Origin of the sequence: Burkholderia sp. IO2, from assembly GCF_029522185.1 — a bacterium.
GTDB lineage: Bacteria > Pseudomonadota > Gammaproteobacteria > Burkholderiales > Burkholderiaceae > Burkholderia > Burkholderia cenocepacia.
Genome location: NZ_JAKWFH010000070.1, coordinates 1 through 23,080 on the forward strand (window position 1 = coordinate 1; position 23,080 = coordinate 23,080).

Sequence of the window (23,080 nt, forward strand, 5' to 3'; positions counted from 1 at the left end):
CGACACCACCGAGACCACCGGTCCCGCCGCCGACACCACCCAGTGCGCCAGTCAGTGTTCCGACTGCACCGGTTGCCGTGTTCGCCACCGTGCCGACGACACCACCGAGACCACCGGTCCCGCCGCCAACGCCACCCAGTGCACCGGTCAATGTTCCGACTGCACCCGTTGCCGTGTTCGCCACCGTGCCGACAACGCCACCAAGGCCGCCCGTCGGATTACCGCCACCGATCCCACCCAGTGCACCGGTTACCGTGCCGACCACACCACCAAGACCACCGGTCGGATCACCGACGCCACCCAAGGCACCCGTCACCGTACCCACTGCACCACTTGCCGCGTTGCCCACTGTCCCGACAACCCCGCCGAGGCCACCAGTCCCGCCACCGATGCCACCCAGTGCACCGGTTACCGTACCGACTACACCACCAAGTCCGCCGGTCGGATCGCCGACGCCACCCAAGGCACCCGTCACCGTACCCACTGCACCGCTTGCCACGTTGCCCACCGTCCCGACGACGCCACCGAGACCGCCGGTCCCGCCGCCGACACCGCCCAGTGCCCCGGTCAGTGTTCCGACTGCGCCCGTCGCCGTATTCGCGACCGTGCCGACAACGCCACCAAGGCCACCCGTCGGGTTGCCGCCACCGATGCCACCCAGTGCACCGGTTACCGTACCGACCACACCACCAAGACCACCGGTCGGATCACCGACGCCACCCAAGACACCCGTCACCGTACCCACTGCACCGCTTGCCGCGTTGCCCACCGTCCCGACAACCCCGCCGAGACCGCCGGTCCCGCCGCCAACACCACCCAGTGCGCCAGTCAGCGTTCCGACTGCACCGGTGGCCGTGTTCGCTACCGTGCCGACAACGCTACCAAGGCCGCCCGTCGGGTTACCGCCAGCGATGCCACCCAGTGCACCGGTTACCGTACCGACTGCGCCGCTTGCCGCGTTGCCCACCGTCCCGACGACATCGCCAAGGCCGCCCGTCCCGCCACCACTTCCGCCAAGGCCGCCCAGCGCACCCGTCACCGTGCCAACCACACCACCGAGACCACCGGTCCCGCCACCACCACCGCCGATACCACCGACCCCACCCAACGCACCCGTCACCGTACCGGCCACGCCTGCGACCGGCTCGAGCAATCCGCTACCGATATCGATGGTCGCGCTTCCTGTCCCCGTCCCTGCCAGCCCGATCGAGATACCGCCTGCATTCGGGCTGCCGACCGTCACCACCCCGTTCCCCCATCCCGCCACGGTGCCGACGAGTTCCCCGGGCGCGGGAGATCCGCCTGCGACGATCACGCCGTCGGATTTGCTGACACTTCCCAGCGGGGAAGCCAGTACCCCCGCCTGGGACGCCGAGGCGGCCAGGCTGAACAAAGCCGCGACCGACAAGGCGATGCCTGTCAATTTCACGTTCGCTTTCGCTTTCGCTTTCGTTTTCATGAGTAACCTCATTTCGGTTGGACAACCGCGGAACAGCTCGAGCGATAACGCGTGGACCCTGCCGCCGCGAAGGGGGCGCGAATCGTTCGCGGATTGCCCGATATGGCAAAGCGTTGAAACAGGTCTAAACACGCCGATACAACGGGATACCGGACACCGCGTGACGCACTTCATGAGAATCGATCTGCATAACGAAATTTCTGCAAAACGAATCAACAATCTGACGATCATCGAACGATCGTCAAACGATCGGCCGCTCACGACGATTCCATCGCAAGCGGCCGCCGCCCCTCCCCTCAGAACTTCCACAACAGATTGCCGTACAGCGCGTGGTCGCTGATGCTGCCGCCGATCTGGCCGCTGTAAGACAGCCCGAGCGACAGGTTCTTCGTGATGGCCGCATCGACACCGACCTCGAGCACCGCGGCATCACGCGCGACCGGCACGCCGGTGACGCTGAACGGCGAGCCGCCGCTCGCGAACGACAGCCTCGACGCCGGCTGCGTATTGCCGAACGCGTGCCGCCAGCCGACGGTGCCGAACGCCATGACCTTGCCCTTCGTCGTGACCGCGACGTCGGTCGAGGCCCGCACGCCGAGTGTCGAGAAGCCGAGGCCCGTCGTATCGGAATCGCCCTGCAGCGCCGCCGCGCCGCCGTTCTCCTTGAAGCCGTCGGTGTGCAGGCTGGCGTACGCGAGGCCGACGAACGGTTCGAGCGCGACGTTACGGAACGCCGTCGAGTAGCCGATCTCGGTGAACACCTGCGTCGCGTTCGCGTCGTAGCTGGCGGTATCGTGATCGGAGAAGCTGCCGAACGACGGATTGCGCTCGCTATGCACGCGGTACCACGACTGCGACACGCCACCGCGCACGTTCCACGCGTTGTACCGGCCGCTCGCGTACAGCGCGATCGTCTCTCCGTTGACCTTCGCCGACTCGTTCTGGTCGGTATTGAGCTGGCTGCGCGACGCACCGCCCGCGATACCGACGCGCCAGTGGCTGCTGACTTCCGCATCCGTGCCGACGACGAAGCCATACAGGTTGCGATCGATCGACGCGACGCCGTCGCCGTCGAACCGGCTATGCGAACCGTACAGCCGGCCCCACACCGCGGGCTTGTACGACTTGGCCGGCGTGCAGCCGTTCTCCGCGGCCATGCGCCGGTCGAGCGCCGCCGAATGATCGTCCGCCGACACCGGTGCCTCGCATCCGCACAGCGCCCCGCCCGGCTGCGAACCGAGCCGCGCACGATCGAGCACCGCATCGCGCACGTAGCGGCTATCCGACAACAGCACGCTGCGCGTACTCGGATACAGATCGCCGGCCAGTTGCGTGAACGCGCGGTTCGCGGTCGGCGCATCCGACGTCAGCACCGTGTCGAACAGCGGGTTGCCGGCGCCGAGCGTGCCGACCGCACCCGCCACCGCTTGCCCGTCGGGTGTCGTCGCGACCGACGAGAACGGCGTGCCGTTCGACGTCAGCGACATCAGCACCTGCGCCGGGTTGTACGTGAGCGTCGGCGTGAGGAACGCATACGTCGAGTTCACCGCGCTGAACTGCCCTTGCACGCCCGCACCGGCATTCACGATGGTGTAGAGCTTGCCCGGCTGGTATTGCCCGGTGGCCGCGACGACCTGTACCGATCCACCGTTGAGCGTGGCGGAGCCGGTCACGTCGAGACCGCCGCTCTGTTGCGGCGTGGCGCCGACCTGCAGCGTCGAGCCCGGCTGGAAGGTCGCGTTGCCCGCGACCTTCAGCGGCTGCCCGAGCTGGAGGACCGATGCGGTGCCGCCGCCCGACACGACCAGGCCGCCGATCGTGCCCGTCCCGGTGACGGTCGCGCCGTTGCCGACGGTCACCGGCGAGCTGGCCAGCGAACCGGTGACCGCGAGCGTGCCGCCCGTCACGGTGGTCGGCCCGGACAGCGTGTTGGTCCCGCTCAGCACCTGTGCACCCGTGCCGGCCAGCGTCAGCGGGCCGGTACCCGACAGCGTGCCCGCGAACGAGCTGGTGCCGGCGGTATTGACGGTCAGCGGCGTCGCACCGAGGTTCACGTTCGAACCCGTCGTGCCCGACAGCGTGCCGATCGACTGCGGTGCGGCCGACCCCGTGAGGTCCAGCGTCGCGCCGCTGCCCGCGAGAATCACCGGGCTCGTCGGCGCAAGGCTGCCTGCGCCGGCAAGCGCGAGCATGCTGCCGCTGCCGATCGTCGTGCCGCCGGTGTACGTGTTGGCGCCCGTCAGCGTCTGCGTGCCGCCGCCCTGCACCGCGAAGCCGCCGGTGCCGGCGATCGTGCCGCCGAACGAACCGCCCGTCGGACCGGCCACGGTCAGCGTATTGCCGCCGAGATTCACGGTCGAACCGGCGGCGCCCGACAGCGCGCTCGCCGTCTGCGGTGTCGTGGCCGCGCTGACATCGAGCGTCGCGCCGTTGCCGGCCAACGTCAGCGCGCTGCCCGCCGACAGGCCGCCGCTGCCGGCGACCGCCAGCGTGCTGCCGTTGCCGATCGTCGTGCCGCCCGTGTACGCGTTCGCGCCGCTGAGGGTCGTCGTCGACGGGCCGCTCACCGCCAGGTTGCCGCCACCGGAGATCGGGCCGCTCAGGCCGAGGTTGTTGGCGCCGCCCACCGTCAGCGTCGAACCCGCGCCAAGATTCACCGCGTTGCCGAGCGTCGTGCCCGCGACGCTGGTGCCGAGCGTGCCCCCGTTGCCGCCGACGCTCAGCGTGCCGCTGCCGAGTGCGGTCGGCGTGCCGGCGACCAGCGTGCCGCCGCCGGTGACGTTCGTGCCACCGGTGTAGGTGTTGGCACCCGACAGCGTCGTCGTCGCCGGACCGTTGACCGCGAGCGTGCCGCCACCCGAGATCGCGCCGCCCAGGCCGAGGTTGTTCGCGCCGCCGACCGTCAGCGTCGATCCCGTACCGAGGTTCACCGTGTTGTTCAACGTCGTGCCCGGCGTGCCGGCAGCCAGCGTGCCGCCCGCACCGCTCGCATTCAGCACGCCGGTACCGAGCGCCGTGTTATTCCCCGCGACCAGCGTGCCGCCACCGGTGAGGTTCGTGCCGCCCGAATACGTGTTCGCGCCGGTCAGCGTTTCGGTGCCCGTGCCCGACAACGTGAGGCTGCCGCCCGTGCCGGCGATCGTGCCGCCGTACGTGCCGCTGCCCGACCCGCCGAGCGTCAGGGTGTTGCCGCCGAGGTTCACCGTCGAACCGGCGACACCCGACAACGCGGTCGTCGTTTGCGGCGTCGTCGCACCGCTGACGTCGAAGGTTGCGCCCGCACCGGCCAGGTTCAGCGGGCTGCTGCCGGACAGGCTGCCGCCCGCGCCGATCGCCAGCGTGCCGCTGTTGATCGTCGTCGCGCCGGTGTACGTGTTGGTGCCCGTCAGCGTCTGCGTGCCGCTGCCCGACAGCGTCAACCCGCCCGTGCCGGCGACGGTGCCGCCGTACGTGCCGTTACCGGCGCCGCCCAGCGTCAGCGTGTTGCTGCCCAGGTTCACGGTCGAACCCGACACGCCCGACACTACGCCCGTGGTCTGCGGCGTCGTCGCGGCGCTCAAGTCCAGCGTGGCGCCCGTACCCGACAGATCGACCGCGCTGCCCGCCGATAGGCTGCCGCCCGCGCCGACCGCCAGCGTGCTGCCGTTGCCGATCGTCGTGTTGCCGGTGTACGAGCTGGCGCCGGTCAGCGTCGTCGTCGACGGACCGTTCACCGCGAGATTGCCGCTGCCGACGATCGCGCCGCCCAGGCCCAGATTGTTCGCACCGCCCACCGTCAGCGTCGACCCCGCGCCGAGACCGATCGCGTTGGTCAGCGTCGTGCCGGCCACGCTCGTGCCGAGCGAACCGCCTGCGCCGGTCGTAGTCAGCGCGCCCGTGCCGAGCGCCGAACCGTTGCCCGCGAGCAGCGTGCCGCCGCCGCTCAGGGTCGTGCCGCCCGTGTACGTGTTCGTCCCGTTCAGCGTTTCGGTGCCCGTGCCCGACAGCGTCAGGCTGCCGCCCGTGCCGGCGATCGTGCCGCCGAACGTCCCGTTGGCGGAACCGCCGAGCGTCAGTGCATTGCCGCCGAGGTTCACCGTCGAGCCCGCTACGCCCGACAACGCGCCAGTCGACTGCGGCGTCGTGGCGGCGCTCAGATCGAGCGTCGCCCCTGCACCGGCCAGATCGACCGCACTGCCGCCCGACAGGCTGCCGCTCGCGCCAACCGCCAGCGTGCTGCCGTTGCCGATCGTCGTGTTGCCGGTGTACGAGCTGGCGCCGCTGAGGGTCGTCGTCGACGGGCCGCTCACCGCCAGGTTGCCGCCACCGGAGATCGGGCCGCTCAGGCCGAGGTTGTTGGCGCCGCCCACCGTCAGCGTCGAACCCGCGCCAAGATTCACCGCGTTGCCGAGCGTCGTGCCGGCCACGCTCGTGCCGAGCGTGCCGCCCGCGCCGCTCGTGTTCAGCGCGCCCGAGCCAAGCGCCGAACCGTTGCCCGCGATCAGCGTGCCGCCGCCCGTCAGGCTCGTGCCGCCCGTATACGTGTTCGTCCCGTTCAGCGTCTCGGTGCCCGTGCCGCCCAGTGTCAGGCTGCCGCCCGCACCCGCGATCGTGCCGTCGTAAGTACCACTACCCGAACCGCCGAGCGTCAGGTTGTTGCCGCCGAGGTTCACCGTCGAACCGGCGACACCCGACAGCGTGCCCGTCGTCTGCGGCGTGGTCGCGCCGCTCAGATCGAAGGTTGCGCCCGCACCCGTCAGGCTCACCGGCGTCGTCCCCGACAGGCTGCCGCCCGCGCCGATCGCCAGCGTGCCGCTGTTGATCGTGGTCGCGCCGGTGTACGTATTGCTGCCCGTCAGCGTTTCGGTGCCGGTACCCGACATCGTCACGCCACCGGTGCCGGCGATGTTGCCCGCGTAGGTGCCGCTGGCCGACCCGCCAAGCGTCAGGTTGTTGTTGCCCAGGTTCACCGTCGAGCCGGCCACGCCCGAGATCGCGCCGGTCGATTGCGGCGAGGCGGCGCCGCTCAGGTCGAGCGTCGCGCCGGCCGCCGTCAGGCTGACCGGGCTGCTCGACGACAGGCTGCCGTTGCCGCCGATCGCGAGCGTGCCGCTGTTGATCGTGGTCGCGCCGGTGTACGTGTTGTTGCCCGTCAGCGTTTCGGTGCCGGTGCCCGACAGCGTCAACCCGCCCGTGCCGCCGATCACGCCGCCATACGTGCCGCTGCCTGCGCCGCCGAGCGTCAACGTATTGCCGCCCAGGTTGACGTTCGTGCCCGTGCCGCCGGACAGCGCGCCGCTCGTCTGCGGCGACGTGGCCGCGCTCAGGTCGAGCGTGGCGCCGGTGCCGGACAGGTCGATCGCGCTGCCCGACGACAGGCTGCCGCCCGCGCCGACCGCCAGCGTGCTGCCGCCGCCGATCGTCGTGCTGCCGGTGTAGGTGTTCGCGCCCGACAGCGTCGTCGTCGACGGACCGTTCACCGCGAGGTTGCCGCCGCCCGAGATCGCGCCGCCGAGGCCGAGATCGTTCGCACCGCCGACCGTCAGCGTCGACCCCGCGCCGAGATTCACCGCGTTGCCGAGCGTCGTGCCCGGCGTGCTCGCGGCCAGCGTGCCGCCTGCACCGCTCGTGTTCAGCGCACCGGTGCCGAGCGCCGAGCCGCTGCCCGCGATCAACGTGCCGCCGCCGCTCAGGGTCGTGCCGCCCGTGTACGTGTTGTTGCCGGTCAACGTCTCGGTGCCGGTGCCCGACAACGTGAGGCTGCCGCCCGCGCCGGCGATCGTGCCGCCATACGTGCCGTTGCCCGTGCCGCCGAGCGTCAGGTTGTTGCCGCCGAGGTTCACCGTCGAACCGGCCACGCCCGACAGCGTGCCCGTGGTCTGCGGCGTGGTCGCGCCGCTGACGTCGAAGGTTGCGCCCGTACCGGTCAGGTTCACCGGGCTGCTCGCGGACAGGCTGCCGCCCGCGCCGATCGCGAGCGTGCCGCTGTTGATCGTCGTCGCGCCGGTGTACGTGTTGGTCCCCGTCAGCGTTTCGGTGCCGGTGCCGGACAGCGTCAACCCGCCCGTGCCGCCGACCGTTCCGCCGAACGTGCCGTTGCCCGACCCGCCGAGCGTCAGCGTGTTGCCGCCGAGGTTCACCGCCGAACCCGCCGCGCCCGACAGCGTGCCGGTCGTCTGCGGCGACGTGGCCGCGCTCACGTCCAGCGTCGAGCCCGCGCCGGCCAGATCGATCGCACTGCCCGATGACAGGCTGCCGCCCGCGCCGACCGCCAGTGTGCTGCCGCCGCCGATCGTCGTGCTGCCGGTGTACGAGCTGGCGCCGGTGAGCGTCGTCGTCGACGGGCCGTTCACCGCGAGATTGCCGCTGCCGCTGATCGCGCCGCCGAGGCCGAGATTGTTCGCACCGCCAACCGTCAGTGTCGACCCCGCGCCGAGATTCACCGCGTTGCCGAGCGTCGTGCCGGCCACGCTGGTGCCGAGCGTGCCGCCTGCGCCGCTCGTGTTCAGCGCGCCCGTGCCGAGCGCCGAACCGCTGCCCGCGATCAACGTGCCGCCGCCGTTCAGGGTCGTGCCGCCCGTGTACGTGTTGTTGCCCGTCAGCGTTTCGGTGCCGGTGCCCGACAGCGTCAGGCTGCCGCCCGCACCCGCGATCGTGCCGCCATACGTGCCGTTGCCCGCGCCGCCGAGCGTCAGGTTGTTGCCGCCGAGGTTCACCGTCGAACCCGCGACACCCGACAGCGTGCCCGTCGTCTGCGGCGTGGTCGCGCCGCTGACGTCGAAGGTTGCGCCCGCACCGGCCAGATTTACCGGGCTGCTCGCGGACAGGCCGCCGCCCGCGCCGATCGCGAGCGTGCCGCTGTTGATCGTCGTCGCGCCCGTGTACGTGTTGGTGCCGGTCAGCGTTTCCGTGCCGGTGCCTGCCATCGTCAACCCGCCAGTGCCGCCGATCGTGCCTGCATAGTTACCGTTGCCGGTACCGGCCAGCGTCAGCGTGTTGCCGCCGAGATTCACGTTCGTGCCCGCCACGCCGGACAGCATCCCGCTCGTTTGCGGCGTGGTCGCCGCGCTGATGTCGAGCGCCGCGCCCGTGCCCGCGAGATCGAGCGCGCTGCCTGCCGACAGGCTGCCGCCCGCGCCGACCGCCAGCGTGCTGCCGCCGCCGATCGTCGTGTTGCCGGTATAGGTGTTCACGCCGGTGAGCGTGGTCGTCGACGGGCCGCTGACCGACAGGCCGCCGCTGCCCGAGATCCCGCCGCCGAGCCCGAGATCGTTCGCCCCCCCAACGGTCAGCGTCGCCCCCGCGCCGAGATTCACCGCATTGCCGAGCGTCGTGCCGCCGACGCTCGTGCCGAGCGAGCCGCCCGCGCCCGTGACGTTCAGCGCGCCGGTACCCAGCGCGCTGCCGTTGCCGGCGACGAGCCCGCCGCCGCTCAACGTGGTGCCGCCGTCATAGGTGTTCGTGCCGGTGAGCGTCGTGGTGCCCGCGCCGGTTTGCGCGAGGCCGCCGCTGCCGGAAATCGTGCCGCTCAGGCCGAGATCGTTCGCGCCGTTCAGCCCGAGCGTCGCGCCCCCGCCGAGCGTGACCGCGTTGCCGAGCGTCGTGCCGTTTACGCTCGCGCTCAGCGTGCCGTTGCCGGTCACGTTCAACGCGCCGGACCCGAGCGCCGTATTGCTGCCCACGCTCAGTCCGCCGCTGCTCAACGTCGTCCCGCCGCCGTAGGTGTTCGCGCCGCCGAGCGTGGTCGTGCCCGAGCCGGACTGCACGACGCCGCCCGCGCCGGAGATCGTGCCGCCCAGGCCGAAGTCGAACGCGCCACCGAGATTCAGCGTCGAACCGATGCCCAGATCGACGGCGTTCGCCAGCAGCAGGTTCGCCGTGCTTGCGCTGAGCGCGCCACCGCTGCCGGTGACGTTGAGCGTGCCCGTGCCGAGCGCCGTGTTGTTGCCGACCGACAAGCCGCCGGCACCGAGCGTCGTGCCGCCCGTGTAGAGGTTCGCGCCGGTGAGCGTGGTCGTGCCGCTGCCGGTTTGCGCGAGGCTGCCGCCGCCGGCGATGATGCCGCCGAGGCCCAGGTCGTTCGTGCCGCCGAGCGTCAGCGCCGAACCCGTGCCGAGATTGACGGCATTGTTCAGCGTCGTGCCGGCGACGCTCGCGGCCAGCGTGCCGCCTGCGCCGGCGAGGTTCAACGCGCCGGTACCGAGCGCCGCGCCGTTGCCGGCGACCAGCGTGCCGCCGCCCGTCAGGTTCGTGCCGCCCGTGTACGTGTTGATGCCGGTCAGCGTTTCGCTGCCCGTGCCCGACAGCGTCAGGCTGCCGCCTGCCCCCGCGATCGTGCCGCCGAACGTGCCGCTGCCGGCGCCGCCCAGCGTCAGGCCGTTGCCGCCGAGATTCACCGTCGAACCGGCTACGCCCGACAGCGCGCCGATCGCCTGCGGCAGCCCTGCGCCGCTCAGGTCGAAGGTTGCGCCGGCGCCGCCCAGATTCACTGCGCCGCCCGCGGCCAGGCTGCCGCCCGCGCCGATCGCGAGCGTGCCGCTGTTGATCGTCGTGCCGCCGCCGTACGTGTTCGCGCCGGTCAGCGTCTCCGTGCCGGTGCCGGCCATCGTCAGCCCGCCGGCACCGCCGATCGTGCCGCCGAACGTGCCGTTGCCGGAACCGCCGAGCGTCAGGGTGTTGCCGCCGAGATTCACCGCCGAGCCGGCCGCGCCGACCAGCCCGCCCGTCGTCTGCGGCGACGTGGCCGCGCTCAGGTCGAGCGTCGCGCCCGCGCCGGCCAGATCGAACACACTGCCGCCCGACAGCGCGCCGCCCGCGCCGACCGCGAGCGTGCTGCCGTTGCCGATCGTCGTGTTGCCGGTGTAGCTGCCCGCGCCCGTGAGCGTCGTGATCGACGGGCCGGTCACCGACAGATTGCCGCCGCCCGAAATCGCGCCGCCGAGGCCCAGATTGTTCGCACCGCCCACCGTCAGCGTCGCGCCCGCGCCCAGATTCACCGCGTTGCCGAGCACCGTGCCGCCGACGCTCGTGCCGAGCGAACCGCCCGCGCCCGTCACGTTCAGCGCGCCGGAACCGAGTGCGCTGCCGTTGCCGGCGATGAGCCCGCCGCCGCTCAGCGTCGTGCCGCCGGTGAACGTGTTCGCGCCGAGCAGCGTCGTCGTGCCGCTTCCGGTTTGCGCGAGCCCGCCGTCGCCGGCGATCACGCCGCCCAGGCTCAGGTCGGCCGCGCCGTTCAGGCCGAGCGTCGCTCCCGCGCCGAGATTCACCGCGTTGCCGAGCAAGGTACCGGCGACGTTCGTGGCGAGCGTGCCGCCCGTGCCCGCGACCGTCAGCGCGCCCGTGCCGAGCGCCGCGCCGTTGCCGGCGATCAGCCCGCCGCCGGTGAGCGTGGTGCCGCCCGAGAACGTGTTCGCGCCGAGCAGCGTCGTCGTGCCCGTGCCGGTTTGCGCGAGGCCGCCGTTCCCGGCGATCGTGCCGCTCAGGCCGAGATCGTTCGCGCCGTTCAGCCCCAGCGTGACGCCGGTGCCGAGGTTCACCGCGTTGCCGAGCGTCACGCCGGGCACGCTCGCGCCGAGCGAAGCCGAGCCGTTGACGTCGAGTGCGCCGAGACCGAGCGCAGTCCCGCTTCCGACCACCAGGCTGCCGCCCGTCAGCGCGGTGCCGCCCGCATACGTGTTGTTGCCGGTGAGCGCCTGCGAGCCGGTGCCGGCAAGCGTCAGCCCGCCCGCCCCGCCGATGTCGCCCGCGAAGACGCCGCTGCCGCTGCCGGCCAGCGTCAGGTTGTTCGCCCCGAGATCGATCGTCGAACCCGCGACACCCGACAGCGTGCCGATCGACTGCGGCGTGGTCGCGCCGCCGATGTTGAAGTGCGCACCGGCGCCCGTCAGGTTGACGGGGCTCGACGCGGCAAGACTGCCGCCCGCGCCGATCGCGAGCGTGCCGCTGCCGATCGTGGTGCCGCCGGTGAACGTCTCGGCCGCGGTGAGCGTCGTCGTGCCCGGGCCGTTCACGGACAGGCCGCCGGCACCGGAGATGAGCCCGCTCAGGCCGAGATCGTTCGGGCCGCCAACCGTCAGCGCCGCGCCCGCGCCGAGCTGGATCGCGTTGCCGAGCACGGTGCCGCCGACGGTCGTGCCGAGCGAGCCGCCCGTGCCCGTCACGTTCAACGCCCCCGTGCCCAGTGCGGCGCCGTTGCCGGCGAGGAGTCCGCCGCCGCTCAGCGTCGTGCCGCCCGAGAACGTGTTCGCGCCGCTCAACGTCGTGATGCCCGAGCCGATTTGCGCGAGACCGCCACTCCCGGCGATCACGCCGTTCAGGCCCAGATCGTTCGCGCCGGTCAACGCGAGCGTCGCGCCTGCGCCGAGATTCACCGCGTTGCCCAGCGCGGTGCCGTTCACGCTCGCGCCGAGCGCACCGCCCGTACCGGCGACGTTCAGCGCGCCGCTGCCGAGCGCCGTATTGCTGCCGGCGAGCAGCGTGCCGGCGCTCAGCGTCGTGCCGCCGCCGAAGGTGTTCGCGCCGGACAGCGTCGTCGTCCCCGTGCCGCTCAGCACGAGACCGCCGGTGCCGCCGATCGCGCCGCTCAGGCCGAGGTCGTTCGCGCCGTTCAGCGTCAGCGATGCGCCGTTCAGGTTGATGCCGTTCGCGAGTGCCGCGCCGGCGGCCAGATCCGCGCTCAGCGAACCGCCGAGGCCGCTCACGTTCAACGCGCCGCCGATACCGAGCGCACTGCCGCCTTCGACGATCAGGCTGCCGCCGCCCGTCAGGCTCGCGCCGCCCGTGAACGTGTTCGCGCCGGACAGCGTCGTGGCGCCGGTGCCGCCGAGCGCCAGGCTGCCCGCGCCCGAGATCGCGCCGCTCAGGCCGAGATCGGCTGCGCCGTTCAGGCCGAGCGTCGCGCCCGCGCCCAGGTTGACCGCATTGCCGAGCACGGTGCCGCCGACGTTCGTCGCGAGCGTGCCGCCCGTGCCGGATACGTTCAGCGCGCCCGTGCCGAGCGCCGCGCCGTTGCCGGCGACGAGGCCGCCGCCGCTCAGCGTCGTGCCGCCCGTGAAGGTGTTCGTCCCGAGCAGCGTGGTCGTGCCGGCACCGGTTTGCGCCAGTTGGCCACTCCCGCCGATCACGCCGCCGAGGCTCAGGTCGACCGCGCCGTTCAGGCCGAGCGTCGCGCCCGCGCCAAGATTCACCGCATTGCCGAGCACGGTGCCGCCGACGTTCGTGGCGAGCGTGCCGCCCGTCCCGGATACGTTCAGCGCGCCTGTGCCGAGCGCCGCGCCATTGCCGGCGATCAACCCGCCACCGCTCAGCGCCGTGCCGCCCGAGAACGTGTTCGCGCCGAGCAGCGTCGTCGTGCCCGTGCCGCTTTGCGCAAGGCCGCCGTTACCGGCGATCGTGCCGCCGAGACTCAGGCCGTTCGCCCCGTTCAGGCCGAGTGTGGCGCCTGCATCGAGATTGACCGCATTGCCGAGCAGCGTGCCGCCGACGTTCGTCGCGAGCGAGCCGCCCGTGCCGGTCACATGCAGTGCGCCCGTGCCGAGCGCCGCGCCCGTGCCGGCGACGATCCCGCCGCCGCTCAGCGTCGTGCCGCCCGCGAACGTGTTCGGGCCGAGCAGCGTCGTGATGCCCGGGCCGGTTTGCGCCAGCCCGCCGTTGCCAGCGATCGCGCCGCTCAGCCCGAGACCGGCCGAGCCGTTCAGGCCCAGCGTGACGCCGGTATCGATATTGACCGCGTTGCCGAGCAGCGTGCCGCCGACGCTCGTGCCGAGCGTGCCGCCCGCGCCCGACACGTTCAGCGCGCCGCCGCCGAGCGCGTCGCTCGTGCCGACGAGCAGCCCGCCGCCGCCCGTCAGATTCGTTCCGCCGACGAATGTATTGACGCCGTTCAATGCCAGCGTGCCGGTGCCATGCGCGTTCAGCATGCCGACGCCGCCGATCGAGCCCGACAATGCAAGCCCGTTCGCACCGTCCACCGTCAGGCTGCCGTTCAGCGTCACGTTGTTGAGCAGATTCACGCCGGCCGCGCCGGCCTCGAGCGTGCCGCCGCCGGCGACGATCGTGCCGGTGCCCAGCGCACCCGCGCCGTGGACGATCGCGGTGCCGCCGGTCAGCGACGCGTTCCCCGCCGTCGATGCGCCGGTGATGTCCCACGTGCCGCCCTGCACGGCGAGGTTGTTGAAATTGCCGAACGTATCGATCGCGATGGCGCCGTTCGCCGCACCGCCGGCGGCCGGGTTCAGTTGCAGGTTCAGCGTGTTGTTGCCGCCCACGCCCGCATCGACGCCGAGCCCGACCGACGACCCGGTCTGCGCATTGAACGTGTTCGACGTGCCGAGCGCCGCGCCCAGCGACACGTTGCCCGTGACGGTGCCGGCGTTGGTGAACGTGTTCCCCGCGCCCGGTGTCCCGCTGGGTGCGAGCACCACCGAACCGTTGATCGCGCCGCCGCTCGCGTTGGTGAAGTTGACCTGTGCACCGCCCGACGTGGTCACGACCTGCGCGGTGGGCCCCGCGCTGAAGCCGAGCAGGCCGGTCGTTCCGATCGTGCCGGCGTTCGTGATGTTCGTCGTGCCGCCGATACCGTTGTAGACCGTCAGCGCGGGCCCGTTGAGCAGCGAGCTCGTCGAGCCCATCATCACGCCCGTGCTGGCGTTCGTGACGTTGACCGTGCTCGCCGACGCGATATTGCCGACGACCGTGCCGTTCGACACGAGGCTCAAGCCGGACAACGCGGGGTCGATCCTGCCGTTGTTGGTCAGCGTGACGCCGCTGCCCGTCAGCGACAGCGCGGTGCCGCCGATCAGCGGCACCACGGAGACGGTCGCGCCGGACCCGACGGTCAGGTTGAGATTGTTCGCGCCGTTCGAATAGGTGGTGGTGGCTCCGGTACAACTGACGGTCGTGGTTCCGACGCAGGCGGCCAGTGCATCGGCGGGAACGATCCCGGCGCCGACCAGCGCGACCAGCATGCCGGTCGGCACGAGGAGTTTCGGACGTGCTTCCGCGCGCTTTTTGTTCGAGCCCATGCGCATACGCATAATCACACCTTCCCATAAGAGAATCGACGACACCGGGCATTCCCTCGCCGCATTCAAAATGCCGAAGGTAAATACCGGAATACGCTATTCGATGTTTTTTGGAAAAACACCGTCCCGTCACCAGTCCGAAGCGGATGGCTGGATTAAAAACAAACGAGAATCAATCGGCGAGAATTATTGAATCGGCATATTTTACTTTTAAGCCCCCTTCGTCACCCGGTAAATTTTCCACTAATTAGAAACGATTGTTTTTCATCAAACCAGGGCATTGCCCCGGCGAGCGGCTTTCCTCGCACCTCTGTCTATACAGGCCAACGAGGCCTCCACGCCGAAATCCTGCAGCGACGGGGCCTCCCGCCCGACAATCAAACGCCGGCCCGGTGCCGTCGAACAACCGTGCATCCCTTGCCCCGCCTGTCGTTTGGTCGGTGCCTGCCGTCCGATCCACGTGTCTCCCGGAGTGATCGCGAGTCAAATATAGGCTCGACTCGCAAACGTTTTCCATGGGGTCGACATTTTTTTGGCAAAACTCAACACTCTTTCATCTTCATTAACTACTTTGCATTCCGGATGAAAGCGATTCTTATTAAATTAATCACGCAAATTATTAAGAAAGGCAAAAAACTCAAATTCCCGGATGCCGACTTTTTACCGGATCTGCTTTAATTGATTCAGATCCGCCGCATTGTCTTTTTGGTCCGCGGGCGATAACGAGGTGTCCAAGGGAGAACTTCACGATGGTGACGTTGAATATCAACGACCGGCCGGCCGAGATCGACGCCGATCCGTCGACGCCGGTGCTCTGGGTGCTGCGCGACAACCTCGGGTTGACCGGCACCAAGTTCGGATGCGGCACCGGCGACTGCGGCGCCTGCACCGTGCATGTCGACGGCCGCCCGGCCCGAAGCTGCACGCTGGCGCTGTCGGCGGTCGGGAATGCGCGCATCACGACGTCCGAACATCTCGCCGACGATGCGGTCGGCAAGGCCGTCCTCGACGCGTGGCTCCGGCACGACGTCGCGCAATGCGGCTACTGCCAGAGCGGCCAGATGATGAGCGCGGCCGGCCTGCTACGCGGCAACAAGGCGCCGACCGACGCCGACATCGACCGCGCGATGGCCGGCAACCTGTGCCGTTGCGCGACTTACCAGCGCATCCGTGCCGCGATTCACGATGCGGCTCGCGCGCTTGCCTGAGCCTGCCGGGAGACTTTGACCATGCGTATCCGCACTTTCGGGCGTCCGGCAAGCGCCGACGCCCCCCACCGCGATGCATCCTCCGTCACCGGAGCCGATGCTCCGATGCCCGGCCGGCGCGGCTTCCTGAAGCTGACGATGGCGGCGAGCGGCTGCCTCGCGCTCGGCATCGCGCCGACGCGGGCGCGGGCCGAAGCCGGCAGAACCGTTCAGCCTTCGCCACCTCAAGCATTCCTGATCATTGCGCCGGACAACACCGTGACCGTTGCCGTCAACCGCACCGAGTCCGGCCAGGGCGTCAGCACCGCGCTGCCGATGGCGCTGGCCGACGAACTCGATGCCGACTGGCGCAACGTGCGCACCGTGCTCGCGCCGGCGGGCGAGCCGTACAAAGACCCGGTGACGGGTATCCAGATGACGGCCGGCTCGACGTCGGTCAATCACTCGTTCGCGCAGTACCGCGAACTCGGCGCCTCCGCTCGCGCGATGCTCGTCGCCGCGGCCGCGCAGCGCTGGAACGTCGATCCCGCCACCTGCCGGACGGCGAACGGTGTCGTGACGTCCGGCAACTACCGCGCGACCTACGGCGAACTCGCACCGGCCGCGATGGCGATGCCGGTACCGCAGCGGGTGTCGTTGAAGTCGCCGGACCAGTTCCGCATCATCGGCAAGCCGACGCCGCGCATCGACGCGCGCGGGATGCTCGACGGCACGCTCAAGTACGGGATGGATTGGCGTCTGCCGGACACGATGGTGGCCGTGGTCGCGCGCCCGCCGCGCTTCGGCGGCAAGGTCGCGAGCTACGATGCGGCCGCGGCCCGCGCCGTCAAGGGCGTGGTCGAGGTCGTCGAGATTCCGACCGATCGCGGCGGCACCGGCGTGGCCGTGATCGCGAACGGCTACTGGCCGGCCAAGCTCGGCCGCGATGCGCTGAAGATCACGTGGAAGGACGCCGGCTCGACCGTCACGTCATCCGAACAGATGCAGGCGTACAAGCAGCTCGCCGGCACGCCGGGCACCGTGGTGCGCACGGCCGACGCGGGCAGCGCGCCGCCGGCGGCCACGCGCATTCGGAAGGATTACGAATTTCCGTATCTCGCGCATGCGGCGATGGAGCCGCTCAGCTGCACGGTCGACGTCGGGCCGGCGAGCTGCGCGTGCGGGATCAAGATCTGGGGCGGCTCGTCGCTGCAGACGAGCGACCGCGCGGCGGTCGCGAAGGCGCTCGGCGTCGCGCCGGAGAAAGTCCAGATCTTCACGCTGACGTCGGGCGGCGACTATGGCCGGCGCTCGACGCCGACGTCGGACTACGTGGTCGAAGCCGCCCACGTGTCCGCCGCATACCTCGCGGCCGGCCATCTCGGCCCGGTCAAGACGATCTGGACGCGCGAGGATGATCTGCGCGGCGGCTATTACCGCCCGATGGTGCTGCATCGCGTCGACATCGGCGTGGACGGCAGCGGCGCGGTGCGCGACTGGCAGCATGTGGTCGTCGGCCAGTCGGTGCTGAAGGGCTCGCCGCTCGAGCGCACGACGATGCTCAAGCGCGGCACCGATCCCAACCTGACCGAAGGCGTCGCGAACAGCCCGTACGGCTTCCCGATGCAGGTATCGGTCCATCAGACCGACGCCGACGTGCCGGTCCAGACCTGGCGCTCGGGCGGCAACACGCATACGGCGTTCGTGATGGAAACGCTGGTCGACGAGCTCGCGCACTCGGCGCGGCAGGATCCGGTCGCGTACCGGATGGCGCGGCTGGCCGGCCCCGAGCACACCGCGCATCGCCAGGCGCTCGCGCTGGCCGTCGACAAGTCCGGCTACGGCATCCGCACGCTGCCGGCCGGGCGCGCGTGGGGGGTCGCGATGCACGAAACGGCCGGCTCGGTCGTCGCGTACGTGACGGAAGTGTCAATCGAAGCGCAACAACCGCGCGTGCATCGCGTGACGGCCGGTGTGTATGCGGGGCGCATCGTCAACCCGACCGGTGCGGAAGCGCAGATCCAGGGCGGCGCGCTGTTCGGTCTCGCGACGACGAAGCCGGGCTTCGCGATCGACGTCGACCATGGCGCGGTCCGCAACGCCGGGTTCGCCGACTATTCGCCGATACGCATGCAGGAAGCGCCGCCGGTGGATGTCTTCTTCGTTCCGTCGGACGCTCAGCCGACCGGGCTGAGCGACGTCGGCGTGCCGCCGATCGCGCCGGCGGTGGCCAACGGGGCGTTCGTGCTGACCGGCGAGCGGGTGCATGCGTTGCCGTTCGCGCCGATGCTGGTCGCGGCGGCCGCGCCCGCGATGCCGGCGGCCCCCGCGGCGGCGGCCGACGAGGATCCGTACGGCGACCTGCCGGCCGGCGGCTGCCGGTTGCCGCACAAGGTCAAGCCGGCCGCGTTGAAGCCCAAGGCCGATCAAAGCCACGCGGGCGTCGGCCAGGCGCCCACGGTGCCGAAATTCCTGCGGCCGAAACGGCGCGCGGGCATTCCGTGTATCGAGGATCTGAAGAAAGGCACGGTGTGACGTAGACGTTCCGGCAAGCGGCCGCGCCCGGCGCCCCCACCGGGCCGCCGGCCGCATTGCCCTTCGCCCTTCGCCCTTCGCCCTTCGCCCTTCGCCCTTCGCCACGGCGGGACAGCGCGCCCGCCGTCGCGTTCACCCCCGCACGCGCCGCATCCTGAGCGTCGCCGACGGCGATTCGCCGAACACCCGCTTGTACTCGATCGCGAAGCGCCCGAGGTGCGCGAAACCCCATTTCAGCGCGATATCAGTGACCGACGCGAGCCCCGGCGTGTCGTCGGCCAGCAGTTCCTCGCGGACATGTTGCAGCCGCAACTGCCGCACGAAGCCCATCGGCGTGATCCCGTGGCGATTGCGAAAGCCGGCGAACAGCGTGCTCGAGCTGACGCCGGCGAGATCGGCGAGCCGTTCGATCGTCAGCGGCTCGTCGAGATGCGCGCGAATGTATTCCTCGACGCGCCGCACATAGAACGGCGCGAGCGCAGTCGGCCGAGGCCGCGCACCGTCGCGTGCGCTGTTCGGGTGGCCGTGCAGCAGCAGGTTGAGCAGCGTCGATTCGAGCTGCTCGAACGCGAGCGGATGGCGCAACGGATGCGCGTCCGTCGCGATCGCGCCGGCGAGCACCGGCAGTAGTTGCGCGAGACAGGCGCCCTGCGGCGACGACAGGCTGAATTCCGGTTCGAATTCGACGCTCGCACGCCGGTCGTCGCCGAAATGCCGCTGCGCGTGACGCTCCATCACTTCGCGCTCGATGCGCAGGATTACCTGCGGGCACGCGTCGCCCCAGCGCATCTTCAACGGCAGCGTCGGCGAAAGCAGTGACGCGGTGCCCGGTGACGACACGAAGCGCGTCGCGCCGCATTCGATCTCGGCGTCGCCGCGCAGCGGAATCTGCAGCAGGAAGAAATGTTCGAGCGGCCCCGGCTCGATGCTGACGCCGCCACCGTAATCGAGCAGGTTCAACGACAGGTTGCCCCAGCGCGCATGGTGCATGCAGCTGTGCAGCGCGCGCGATTCGCCGGTCGGCGTGAGCCGGTGCGGCTTGAACACATCGGCCACGCGTGCGCGCACCTCGTCGACGTCGTTCGACTGCAGCAGCAGCGTGTCGTGATTGAAACAGGCGGCATCGGCCAGCCAGCCGGTTTCGAAAAAAAATTGCGCCATCGAAGTTCTCCCGTCGTGCTCGATCGCACGCGCGCCGTGCATGCATTCCCGCTATCGGGGAATCCGTCGCACGATCCGGACAGCGCCCGGAGTATCCGGACAGTCCGTCCGACGAAACACGCAAGTCCCGCGCAAGCCACGCAAGAAGCGGACCGTTCGCGCATCGTAGAAAACTGTGCGGGCCTTCCGCATCCGCACATACCCGCACTCGGCCCCGGCCCGCCGGCCTGCGGCAGCCGCTGCCGCAGGTTTCCGGAATTCGCGGATACCGGCCGAAGAAAGCGGATAGAAACGCCCATTTCGGCCGCCAATACTGGGCCGTCACCGAAACCAACCGCATGGAGGGACCCATGAACGGACGTCACATCGAGATTCCATCGCCGGACGGCGGCGCGTTCCGCGCGTACCTGAGCACGCCGGCCGGCGGCACCGGGCCGGGCATCGTGCTCTGTCACGAGATCTTCGGCGCGAACGCGACGATGCGCGACGTGGCCGACTATTACGCCGAGGAAGGCTATACGGTGCTCGTGCCGGACCTGTTCTGGCGCCAGGCCCCGGGCATCGAGCTCGATGATACGGCGGCCGATTTCGAGCGCGCGATGGCCCTTTACCGCGAATACGACGAAAACAAGGGCGTCGAGGACATCGGCGCCGCGCTGGCCGTGCTCCGCCGCCGGCCGGAATGCACGGGCGAGGCCGGCGTGCTCGGCTACTGCCTCGGCGGCAAGCTCGCGTATCTCGCCGCGTGCCGGCTGCCGGACGTGGCCGCGGCGGTCAGCTACTACGGCGTGGGCATCGAGCACGCGCTGGACGAAGCCGCGCACCTGCACGGGCGGCTGGTGCTGCAGATCGCGGAGCTGGACCGCTTCTGCCCGCCCGACGCGCAGCAGCGCATCGCGGCTGCGCTGGCGGGCCGCGACGGCGTCGAAGTCTACGTCTACCCCGGCGTCGATCATGCATTCGCCCGCGCCGGCGGCGATCATTTCGACAAGGCCGCCGCGGTCATGGCCCACCAGCGCGCGATCGCCGCGTTCCGCGCCGCGCTCGGCCCGCGCTACGACCTGTCCGCGCTGTGGGAAACGCACCTGAAGCACGAGTTCGACACGCGCAACGTCGACGCGACGATGGCCACGATGGTCGCCGAGCCGTACGTCAACCATATTCCGACGCTGACGGGCGGCGTCGGCCACGACGAGCTCAAGCGCTTCTACACGCATCACTTCGTGCATGCGAACCCGCCCGACACGACGATCACGCCGATCTCGCGCACGATCGGCGCGAGCCAGATCGTCGACGAGCTGCTGTTCCGCTTCACGCACACCACCGAGATCGACTGGATGCTGCCGGGCGTCGCGCCGACCGGCAAGCGCGTCGAGATTCCGCTCGTCGCGATCGTCAAGTTTCGCGGCGACAAGCTCTATCACGAGCACATCTACTGGGACCAGGCGAGCGTGCTCGTGCAGATCGGCCTGCTCGACCCGGCCGGCCTGCCGGTGGCGGGCGTCGACACGGCCCGCAAGCTGCTCGACGAAACCGTCCCGTCGAACGGCCTGATGCGCCGCTGGCACGACAGCACGCCATCGACGGATACGCACTGACGCGCCCTTTCCCTCCCCCCACGATTCCCGGAGACACTCCATGAATGCCCTTGCTGGCAAAGTCGCGCTCGTCACCGGCGGCGCCACGCTGATCGGCGCCGCGGTCGCGCAGGACCTGAGCCGCGCCGGCGCATGCGTCGCGATCCTCGATCTCGATGCGGACAACGGCGCACGCGTGGCCGCGTCGCTCGGCGAACGGGCGCTGTTCCTCGCGCTCGACATCACCGACGACCGTGCGATCGAGCGCGCGGTCGCGGCGATCGTCGAGCGGTTCGGCGCGATCGACGTGCTCGTCAACCTCGCGTGCAGCTATGTCGACAACGGCATCCACGCGACCCGCAACGACTGGCTTGCCGCGATGGACGTCAACGTCGTGTCGGCCGCGATGCTCGCGAAGGCCGTGCATCCGCACATGGCCCGGCGCGGCGGCGGCGCGATCGTGAACTTCAGCTCGATCTCCGCGCAGTGCGCGCAAACCGGCCGCTGGCTGTATCCGACCTCGAAGGCCGCGATCCGCCAGCTCACGCGCAGCATGGCGATGGATCTCGCGCCCGATCGCATCCGCGTCAACTCGGTATCGCCGGGCTGGACCTGGTCGCGCGTGATGGACGAGATGACGCGCGGCGACCGCGCGAAGACCGATCGCGTCGCCGCGCCGTTCCACCTGCTCGGGCGCGTCGGCGATCCGTCGGAAGTCGCGCAGGTCGTCACGTTCCTGTGCAGCGACGCGGCGAGCTTCGTGACGGGCGCCGACTACGCGGTGGACGGCGGCTATGCCGCGATGGGCCCCGAACAGGCGGTGCCGGCGATTCCGCGGCTCGCGGAGTGACCGTGCCGCGTCGCCGCTGCTTCCCGCAACCATTCCGGCCGTCACGCGGCCAACCGAGGACATTCCCATGAGACGCATCGCTATCATCGGCGCCGGCCAGTCCGGCCTGCAACTCGCCTTCGCCCTGCTCGACCAGGGCTACCACGTCACGCTCGCGACCAACCGCGATGCGGAGCAGATTCGCACGGGCAAGGTCATGTCGAGCCAGTGCATGTTCCACACGTCGTTGCAGATCGAGCGCGATCTCGGCCTGAATACGTGGGAGGAAGCGTGCCCGGCCGTCGAAGGCATCGGCATCGCGGTGCCGCACCCTGACGGCCACGGCCGCAAGGCGATCGACTGGTCGTCGCGCCTCACCCGCTACGCGCAGTCGGTCGACCAGCGCGTGAAGATGGCCGACTGGCTCGACGGCGTGCGCCGCCGCGGCGCGGACGTGCGCATCGCCGACATCGGCGTGCCCGAACTCGAGGCACTCGCGCGCAGCCACGACCTCGTGCTGCTCGCGGCCGGCAAGGGCGACATCGTCGGCCTGCTCGGACGCGACGACGCACGCAGCCCGTTCGACCGCCCGCAGCGCGCGCTGGCCCTCACCTACGTGAAAGGGATGACGCCGAGCGAGCCGTATTCGCGCGTACGCTTCAACCTGCTGCCGGGCATCGGCGAGTACTTCGTGTTTCCCGCGCTGACCATCACGGGCCCGTGCGAAATCATGGTGTTCGAAGGCATCCCGGGCGGCCCGCTCGACTGCTGGGCCGACGTGAAGACGCCCGAGCAGCATCTGGACCGCAGCCTGTCGTTCCTGCAGCAGTACGTGCCGTGGGAATTCGAACGCTGCCGCGACGTCGAACTCACCGATCCGAACGGCACGCTGGCCGGACGTTTCGCGCCGACCGTGCGCAAGCCGTTCTTCCGCTTGCCGTCGGGCCGCACCGTGTTCGGGATGGCCGATGCGGTGGTGGTGAACGATCCGATCACCGGCCAGGGCTCGAACAACGCCGCGAAATGCGCGAACGCGTATTTCGACGCGATCGTCGCGCGCGGCGCCGCGCCGTTCGGCGAAGACTGGATGCAGCAGACCTTCGAAGGCTATTGGGCCTATGCGCAGCATGTCGTGCGCTGGACCAACTCGCTGCTCACCCCGCCGCCGCCGCACATCCTCGAACTGCTCGGCGCGGCCGGCCAGTCGCCGTCGCTCGCGAAAACGATCGTCGACGGCTTCGACGACCCGCGCCAGTTCGCGCCGTGGTGGTTCGAACCGTCGGCCTGCGCGGCGCTGATCCGCGAACACAGCGTGCGTGCGGAGTAACCGC

General features: G+C 70.4%; 7 protein-coding genes and 1 pseudogene. 5 read left to right on the forward strand and 3 right to left on the reverse strand.

What is annotated here, in order from left to right:
- Both MMB92_RS30870 and MMB92_RS30875 read right to left on the reverse strand, forming a co-directional pair.
- Positions 1-1,459: pseudogene (locus MMB92_RS30870) on the reverse strand (hypothetical protein); the annotation flags it as partial.
- Positions 1,460-1,755: 296 nt separating this feature from the next.
- Positions 1,756-14,472 (reverse strand): autotransporter-associated beta strand repeat-containing protein, encoded by a 12,717-nt coding sequence (locus tag MMB92_RS30875; RefSeq protein WP_277563161.1) that lies wholly within the window; start codon positions 14,470-14,472, stop codon positions 1,756-1,758.
- Between the two features lie 737 nt (positions 14,473-15,209).
- On the opposite strand from MMB92_RS30875, the gene MMB92_RS30880 reads away from it, so the two are divergent.
- Both MMB92_RS30880 and MMB92_RS30885 read left to right on the forward strand, forming a co-directional pair.
- The gene (locus MMB92_RS30880) at positions 15,210-15,668 is read left to right on the forward strand and encodes a (2Fe-2S)-binding protein (protein WP_006498103.1); all 459 of its coding nucleotides are present in this window, start codon (positions 15,210-15,212) and stop codon (positions 15,666-15,668) included.
- A gap of 21 nt (positions 15,669-15,689) precedes the next feature.
- Positions 15,690-18,182: a xanthine dehydrogenase family protein molybdopterin-binding subunit gene (locus MMB92_RS30885; RefSeq protein ID WP_077020491.1), complete on the forward strand. Its 2,493-nt coding sequence runs from the start codon at positions 15,690-15,692 to the stop codon at positions 18,180-18,182.
- A gap of 132 nt (positions 18,183-18,314) precedes the next feature.
- On the opposite strand, the gene MMB92_RS30890 is transcribed toward MMB92_RS30885, so the two are convergent.
- A complete protein-coding gene (locus MMB92_RS30890; RefSeq protein ID WP_277563162.1) occupies positions 18,315-19,343 on the reverse strand; it encodes an AraC family transcriptional regulator in 1,029 nt (342 codons plus the stop codon).
- A 350-nt stretch (positions 19,344-19,693) separates the two neighbouring features.
- Here MMB92_RS30890 and MMB92_RS30895 point away from each other — a divergent pair, with 350 nt between their 5' ends.
- The 3 genes from MMB92_RS30895 to MMB92_RS30905 all read left to right on the forward strand — a co-directional run bounded on the left by MMB92_RS30895 (position 19,694) and on the right by MMB92_RS30905 (position 23,076).
- Complete coding sequence (locus MMB92_RS30895) at positions 19,694-20,941, forward strand: dienelactone hydrolase family protein (protein ID WP_006498100.1); 1,248 nt, start codon at positions 19,694-19,696, stop codon at positions 20,939-20,941.
- 40 nt (positions 20,942-20,981) lie between these two features.
- Positions 20,982-21,770 (forward strand): SDR family oxidoreductase, encoded by a 789-nt coding sequence (locus tag MMB92_RS30900; RefSeq protein WP_006486288.1) that lies wholly within the window; start codon positions 20,982-20,984, stop codon positions 21,768-21,770.
- A gap of 67 nt (positions 21,771-21,837) precedes the next feature.
- A complete protein-coding gene (locus tag MMB92_RS30905) occupies positions 21,838-23,076 on the forward strand; it encodes a styrene monooxygenase/indole monooxygenase family protein (RefSeq protein ID WP_196432754.1) in 1,239 nt (412 codons plus the stop codon).
- Positions 23,077-23,080: the final 4 nt, after the last annotated feature.